This window comes from Halomonas sp. 3D7M (genome assembly GCF_014897885.1).
GTDB lineage: Bacteria > Pseudomonadota > Gammaproteobacteria > Pseudomonadales > Halomonadaceae > Vreelandella.
On record NZ_JABUZF010000201.1, the window covers coordinates 1 to 6954 of the forward strand.

Consider the following 6954-nt stretch of genomic DNA (forward strand, 5'->3'; position numbering starts at 1 on the left):
CCATCCGATATCGAGCGCGTTATTGACTCAGCCCGCGCACGTGCGGTCTCGGAAGGGCAGCGTGTATTACATGTATTGCCCCAAGAGTTCTCAATCGATGCTCAAGGTGGTATCCGTGAACCTTTAGGAATGTCAGGCGTTCGTTTAGAGGCGCAGGTTCACCTTGTGACAGCGGCATTGAACGCCGTTCAAAATATTGAGAAATGTGTTAGGCGATGTGGTCTGGACGTTGACGCAATCATTCTTGAACAGCTAGCTTCTAGTATGGCGGTGCTTACCGAAGACGAGCGAGAATTAGGCGTTTGCATGGTGGATATTGGTGGGGGAACCACTGATATGGCCATTTTCAGTGAAGGTGCCATTCGCCATACTGCCGTTATACCGATAGCGGGCGACCAAGTCACTAATGACATAGCAATGGCATTGCGCACACCAACGCAGCATGCCGAAGAGATTAAAGTTAAATACGCTTGCGCACTGACACAGCTGGCGGCAAGCGATGAAATGATTAAAGTTCCCAGCGTAGGAGATCGTCCGGCTCGTGATTTATCGCGACAGGCACTTGCTGAAGTGGTTGAGCCGCGTTACGAGGAACTATTTACGTTGGTGAGAGACGAATTACGCCGTAGTGGCTATGAAGATATGGTGGCTGCTGGTGTTGTGCTCACTGGTGGCACCTCGCGTATGGAAGGGGTTAGCGAATTGGCAGAAGAGATTTTTCATATGCCTGTTCGTATTGCATGTCCGCAAAATGTCAAAGGGTTGGCTGATGTGGTACGCAATCCAATTTATGCAACAGGTGTGGGTTTACTGCATTATGCATTGCAAGAAGCGCGACATGGGCAAGGCCTAGAAAGCCACGGGGAAGTCGTTGCTGCGCATAAAGGACGCAACGAAGTCGTCAGGCGTGATATCAAGGAAGGTCAATCGGCGCTGGTAAGAATTAAAGGCTGGTTCAAAGGAAATTTCTGACAGGGCCGCAAGCGCGGTTCAGGAGACGGGGCTTATGTTCGAATTGGTAGATAACGCACCCTCGAGCAGTGCGGTCATCAAAGTGGTCGGTGTTGGCGGTGGCGGTGGCAACGCGGTCAACCACATGGTCGAAAGTAATATCGAAGGCGTTGAGTTTATCTGCGCTAATACCGACGCTCAAGCGCTTAAGCGAGTGTCTGCAAAAACAGTCTTGCAGCTTGGTGGTGAAATCACCAAGGGGCTTGGGGCCGGTGCCAATCCTGAAGTCGGCCGTCAAGCCGCCATGGAAGACCGTGACCGCATCGCTGAGTTATTAACCGGTGCAGATATGGTATTCATCACGGCTGGCATGGGTGGTGGTACAGGTACCGGCGGTGCGCCTGTTGTTGCTCAGGTTGCCAAAGAGTTAGGTATTTTGACGGTTGCCGTGGTAACTCGCCCCTTCCCGTTTGAAGGGCCGAAGCGCATGCGCGCCGCTGAAGAAGGTATGAAAGAGCTTTCTGAGCACGTTGATTCGTTGATCACTATTCCCAACGAAAAACTGCTTTCTGTGCTAGGTAAGAACGCCACGCTGCTAACCGCCTTCAGCGCTGCTAACGATGTGTTGTTGGGGGCCGTTCAAGGTATCGCAGAGCTGATTACCAGCCCAGGCATTATTAACGTCGATTTTGCTGATGTTCGCACCGTTATGTCCGAAATGGGCATGGCGATGATGGGTACCGGTGGGGCAACTGGCGAGAATCGTGCTCGCGAAGCGGCTGAAAAAGCCATTCGTAGCCCGCTACTTGAAGACATTGATCTGCACGGTGCTCGCGGTATTTTGGTTAATATTACTGCTGGCCCTGACTTGTCGATCGGTGAGTTCAATGACGTAGGTGCTACAGTTCAAGAGTTTGCTTCTCAGGAAGCAACTATTGTGGTGGGTACCTCTATCGACATGGAAATGTCCGATGAGCTACGTGTGACCGTGGTGGCTGCTGGGCTGGATGGTAACAAAGGCAAAGTTGCCTCACGTGAGCCAGTGCGTCGGTCTGCTGCTGAAGCGTCCTCAGATTACCGCAAGTTGCAACAGCCAACTGTCATGCGTCAGCAGGCAACGGCGCGTAAAGAAGCGCCTGAGCCCGCTGCAAAACCTCGGGCCGAGAAGCGTCGCGCGCCTGATGCAGATGACTATTTGGACATTCCCGCATTTTTACGCCGTCAGGCAGATTAACTGACGCTATCGGGGTCATTGAAACAGCAAACGAGAGTTTTATTGGTTAAAACGCTCGTTTGCTGTTAAAGTGAACACTGTTTCTTAACTTTCTTTCCCCTAGCGGTACTTGTCGGCACTTTTGCCGGTGACCGCCGTCATTAGAGTTCGACCACTGCCCATGATCAGACAACGCACATTACAAAACGTCATTCGCGCCACCGGAGTGGGTCTGCACTCTGGCAAAAAAGTCCACTTGGCTTTGCGCCCGGCGCCAGCTAATACCGGAATTGTATTTATCCGGACCGACCTGGAGCCTGTGGTTCACGTGCCGGCTCGTGCCGAATTGGTGGAAGACACCACATTATGCACCGCGCTTTCTTACCGCGGTGTGAAAGTCGCGACGGTCGAACATTTAATGTCGGCATTTGCTGGATTGGGCATTGATAATGCCTATGTCGATGTAAGTGCGCCTGAAGTGCCTATCATGGACGGCAGCGCCAGTCCATTTGTGTTCTTAATTCAGTCAGCTGGCATTTTAGAGCAAGATGCACCTAAGCAATTTATCCGCATTAAGCGTCGTGTTGCCGTCAGTGATGGCGACAAAGAAGCCGTCTTTTTGCCTCATCAAGGGTTTAAAGTCTCCTTTTCAATCGACTTTAATCACCCTGTATTTGAGCAACAAAAACAAACCGCGTTAATCGATTTTTCAACAACGTCGTTTGTGAAAGAGGTTTCTCGTGCACGTACCTTCGGGTTTATGCGCGATCTGGAATTTTTGCGATCCAATAATCTTGCGCTTGGCGGTAGCTTAGACAATGCCATTGTTGTCGATGATTACCGCATCGTTAACGAAGGTGGCTTGCGCTATGACGATGAGTTCGTCAAGCATAAAGTGCTGGATGCTATTGGTGATTTGTACCAACTTGGCCACAGTTTGATTGGTGAGTTCCAGGGGGTTAAATCAGGCCATGCGCTCAACAATCGGTTGTGCCGCGAGTTGTTAGCGCAGCCCGACGCCTATGAAATCGTCACCTTTGAAGAAGACAAAGCGGTTGCACCTATCTCTTACTCGGCACCTGCAATGGCATAGATTGCACGCTTGTTGGGCGGGTGAGTTGCATGTGGCAATAGTAAAAAGCACCGCTAAAGCGGTGCTTTTTTGCGTATTGGCGCTGGCAATGCATGGCTATGAATGTTTGTCATCTGAATGATTAGGTGCATGCGCCGCAAGACGCTCCAGGGCGTTTCTAAGCGAGGGGTTGTCAGTGTCTTTAGCGCATTCAGTTAGCGTTTTTCCTGCGTTTTCTGAGAGGGTGCGCGTGTAGCGCTTGGGGCTTTCAATCGGCCGAACGGGCCGCACTTTCAAAGTAAAGCCAGTAACGCTTTCAAACCCTGGCAACTGATGCAGTAGGGTTAGCAATCGCGGCTGTTCATAGCGTAACCACGTTAGCCAGCTTGCTTGGCCACTTATTAGCGTCAATCGTCCGTCCCGAAAGCCCCCGACGAAAATATGCTCACGCATTGCTTCAGGAAGGTGGGCGCGTAAATGGCGCTGAGCCTGATCAATTAAGCGGGACTGTCGCATAAGCTGTCCAGCGCTGCCCGACTTAGTCAGCAGTTGGGTAATGGGCTGTGCGCGGGATCGCTTAACCTTTATACTCATTAACTTGATTCCTGGAACGTTGCTGGCTGCGCCACACTCGCGGTTGCCACCAGCGTTCTGTATTGTCTTTTAATTGATAGAGCCTAACACGCTCGGGAGCCAGTCCACAGCATGTCATCAACGCCAGATGTTTTGTCTGCTTCGCCGCGGCGGCAACGCCGAAACGGCCTAGCGCGTTGGTGGCTGGCAGGCCTCTTAGTGAGCTGTTTGTTACCTGCTAGTTTACATCCTTCAGATGCATTTCGTAGTGGTGAGCGCGGCGTCATCATCTGTTTTTGGGTGCCCGCGATGCTGCGTGCCCAATCTGAATGGATCGCCAAGAAGCGCTGTGCGCTGCGCCGCTGGGTACGAAAAAAAACGCGCATCCATCCTGTCGTCTTGCACGGTTCCCGCTATTTTCTTCATATCCCACGTCGATTGGTTGCCGCGATTGATGTGCTGACCCCTCGTGGTCCGCCAGCTCAGCTGTCCGTTTACTAAATTTACCCTTATTTGCCTTATATAAAAGGGCGTGCCTGAATGGGGCGCTCGTGAAGATTTGGAACTTTCATGATTAATAATTTGTTACGTAAAGTTGTTGGCTCTAAAAATGATCGCGACGTTAAACGCATGCAAAAAAGTGTGCTCAGTATTAACGTTTTAGAGCAGGCGCTTGAAGGGGTGAGTGACGCTGAGTTGCAGGAAAAAACAGGGCTGCTCCGTCAAAAATTAGCAGAAGGCGCGTCTGTTGATAGTTTGTTGCCTGAAGCATTTGCCGTCGTGCGAGAGGCCAGTAAGCGGGTAATGAAAATGCGCCACTTTGACGTCCAGATGGTCGGTGGCATGACGTTGCATCGTGGCCGTATTGCGGAAATGAAAACCGGTGAGGGTAAAACCCTGGTGGCGACGCTGGCCGTCTATTTAAATGCGCTGCCAAGCAAGGGTGTGCATGTTGTCACCGTTAACGACTACCTTGCTCGCCGTGATGCTGAGTGGATGCGGCCCTTGTATGAGTTTCTTGGGCTATCGGTAGGCGTTATCTATGCTGGTCAAACGGGTGAAGAGAAGCGCCATGCCTATCAGTGTGACATCACTTACGGTACTAACAATGAGTTTGGTTTCGACTATCTGCGCGACAACATGGCGTTCTCGCTTGAGGATAAAGTGCAGCGTGGCCTGCATTACGCCATTGTCGATGAAGTCGACTCTATTTTAATTGATGAGGCCCGTACGCCGTTAATTATCTCGGGCGCAGTGGATGAAAACACTGATTTGTATGGCATTGTGAATCGTCTGGCTCAACAGTTAGAGCAAGGTGAAGCCTCTGAAGACAGCGATGCGCCGGTTACGGGAGATTTCCTGCTTGATGAAAAACAAAAGCAGGTAGAGCTTACCGAGCAGGGGCATAACAAAGTTGAAGAGCTAATGCGTGCCGAAGGGTTGTTGGGCGAGGGCGAGTCGCTTTATGCCGCACAAAACCTAAACTTGCTTCAGCATATGCATTCCGCGCTGCGCGCACGGCATCTTTATCATTTAGACGTTGACTACATCGTGTCTGAAGGCCAGGTCGTCATCGTTGATGAGCATACTGGGCGTAGTATGCCGGGACGCCGATGGTCAGAAGGGCTGCACCAAGCGGTTGAAGCGAAAGAAGGGGTGACGGTTCAGCGAGAGAGCCAGACACTGGCATCGACTACTTTCCAGAACTATTTCCGTTTGTATGAAAAGCTCGCAGGTATGACCGGCACCGCTGATACCGAAGCGTTCGAATTTCGGCAAATTTATGGCCTGGATGTGGTCGTTATTCCAACGAATCGACCGCTTGCTCGTAAAGATCTGAATGATTTGGTTTATCTGAGTGCGGAAGAGAAATACGAAGCGATTATTAAAGATGTGAGGGCTGAAACCGAGGCCGGGCGCCCCGTGCTCGTCGGTACTGCATCGATTGAAACCTCTGAGTACCTAGCTCGCCTTATGCGCGAAGCTGGCCTGGCGTTTAATGTTCTGAATGCTAAACAGCACCAAAGCGAAGCAGAAATCATCGCTCAAGCAGGTCGTCCTGGCGCCATTACTATTGCAACGAATATGGCGGGTCGTGGTACCGATATCGTCCTGGGGGGGAACTGGGAAGCAGAAGCAGCTAAGCTGCAGAATCCCACTCAAGAACAGATTGATGCGCTAAAGGCAGAGTGGCAGAAGCGTCATGATGGTGTTTTAGAAGCGGGTGGCTTGCATGTGATTGGTTCTGAGCGCCATGAGTCCCGTCGTATTGATAACCAGTTGCGTGGCCGTGCGGGACGTCAAGGTGACCCAGGCTCTACACGCTTCTTCCTCTCGTTAGAAGACAGTTTGATGCGCTTGTTTGGTTCTGACCGAGTGAAGCGCTTGATGCTGGCTCTTGGGCTAGAGCGCGGTGAGGCGATTGAGCACAAGATGGTGTCTAACGCTGTCGAGCGCGCCCAGAAAAAAGTAGAGGGGCGCAACTTTGATATCCGCAAGCAGTTGCTTGAATACGATGATGTCGCTAACGACCAGCGCCGAGTTATCTACGAACAGCGTAATGAAATTCTTTCCGCTGATGAGGTTTCCGACGCCGTTATCGGTATTCGTGAAGAAGTCATGGAAGATGCCATCAGTGATTATGTGCCTCCTCAGAGCTTGGCTGAGCAGTGGGATTTGCCTGGGTTAGAGGCGCATCTTAAAACTGAATTCAATCTTGATGCTCCTGTTACGCAGTGGGCGGCAGAGGATGAGCGTTTCAGTGAAGAGAAGCTGCGTGAGCGTTTACAAACGATGCACCGCGATGCGTATCAAGCCAAAATTGAGGCTGCTGGTGCCACGTTGATTCGCCGTTTTGAAAAACAAGTCATGCTCCAGGTATTGGATACCCGTTGGAAAGAGCATCTTCAGTCGATGGATCACTTGCGTCGCGGTATTCATTTGCGTGGTTACGCCCAGAAGAACCCTAAGCAAGAGTACAAGCGAGAGTCCTTCGAGTTGTTTCAGCATCTGCTAACGAACATCAAAGCTGACGTTACGCGTATTTTAAGCCATGTTCAGGTTCGTCAGCCTGAAGAGGTTGATGCGTTAGAGCAAAAGCGCCGTGAAGAGTCAGTACGTGAACGTGCGACAGCAGCAAGCCGCC

General features: G+C 51.3%; 6 protein-coding genes. 5 read left to right on the plus strand and 1 reads right to left on the minus strand.

What is annotated here, in order from left to right:
• The 3 genes from ftsA to lpxC all read left to right on the plus strand — a co-directional run.
• The coding region (gene ftsA / locus INT22_RS11185; RefSeq protein ID WP_193068238.1) for a cell division protein FtsA at nt 1–972 on the plus strand (972 nt) is incomplete at its 5' end.
• Nucleotides 973–1006: 34 nt separating this feature from the next.
• The gene (gene ftsZ / locus INT22_RS11190; RefSeq protein ID WP_089037731.1) at nt 1007–2185 is read left to right on the plus strand and encodes a cell division protein FtsZ; all 1179 of its coding nucleotides are present in this window, start codon (nt 1007–1009) and stop codon (nt 2183–2185) included.
• 160 nt (nt 2186–2345) lie between these two features.
• Nucleotides 2346–3257, plus strand: a complete 912-nt coding sequence (gene lpxC, locus INT22_RS11195) for a UDP-3-O-acyl-N-acetylglucosamine deacetylase (protein ID WP_089037732.1) — start codon at nt 2346–2348, stop codon at nt 3255–3257.
• Between the two features lie 96 nt (nt 3258–3353).
• Here lpxC and INT22_RS11200 read toward each other — a convergent pair whose 3' ends face one another.
• Nucleotides 3354–3830, minus strand: coding sequence for a DUF721 domain-containing protein (locus INT22_RS11200; protein ID WP_193068239.1), 477 nt, complete (start codon nt 3828–3830; stop codon nt 3354–3356).
• Nucleotides 3831–3941: 111 nt separating this feature from the next.
• On the opposite strand from INT22_RS11200, the gene INT22_RS11205 reads away from it, so the two are divergent.
• Together INT22_RS11205 and secA are read left to right on the plus strand one after the other, a co-directional pair.
• Entirely contained in the window at nt 3942–4310 is a 369-nt protein-coding gene (locus INT22_RS11205; protein WP_193068240.1) for a hypothetical protein, read from the plus strand.
• A 69-nt stretch (nt 4311–4379) separates the two neighbouring features.
• A partial coding sequence (gene secA / locus INT22_RS11210; protein WP_226912633.1) for a preprotein translocase subunit SecA occupies nt 4380–6954 on the plus strand: 2575 nt, incomplete at its 3' end.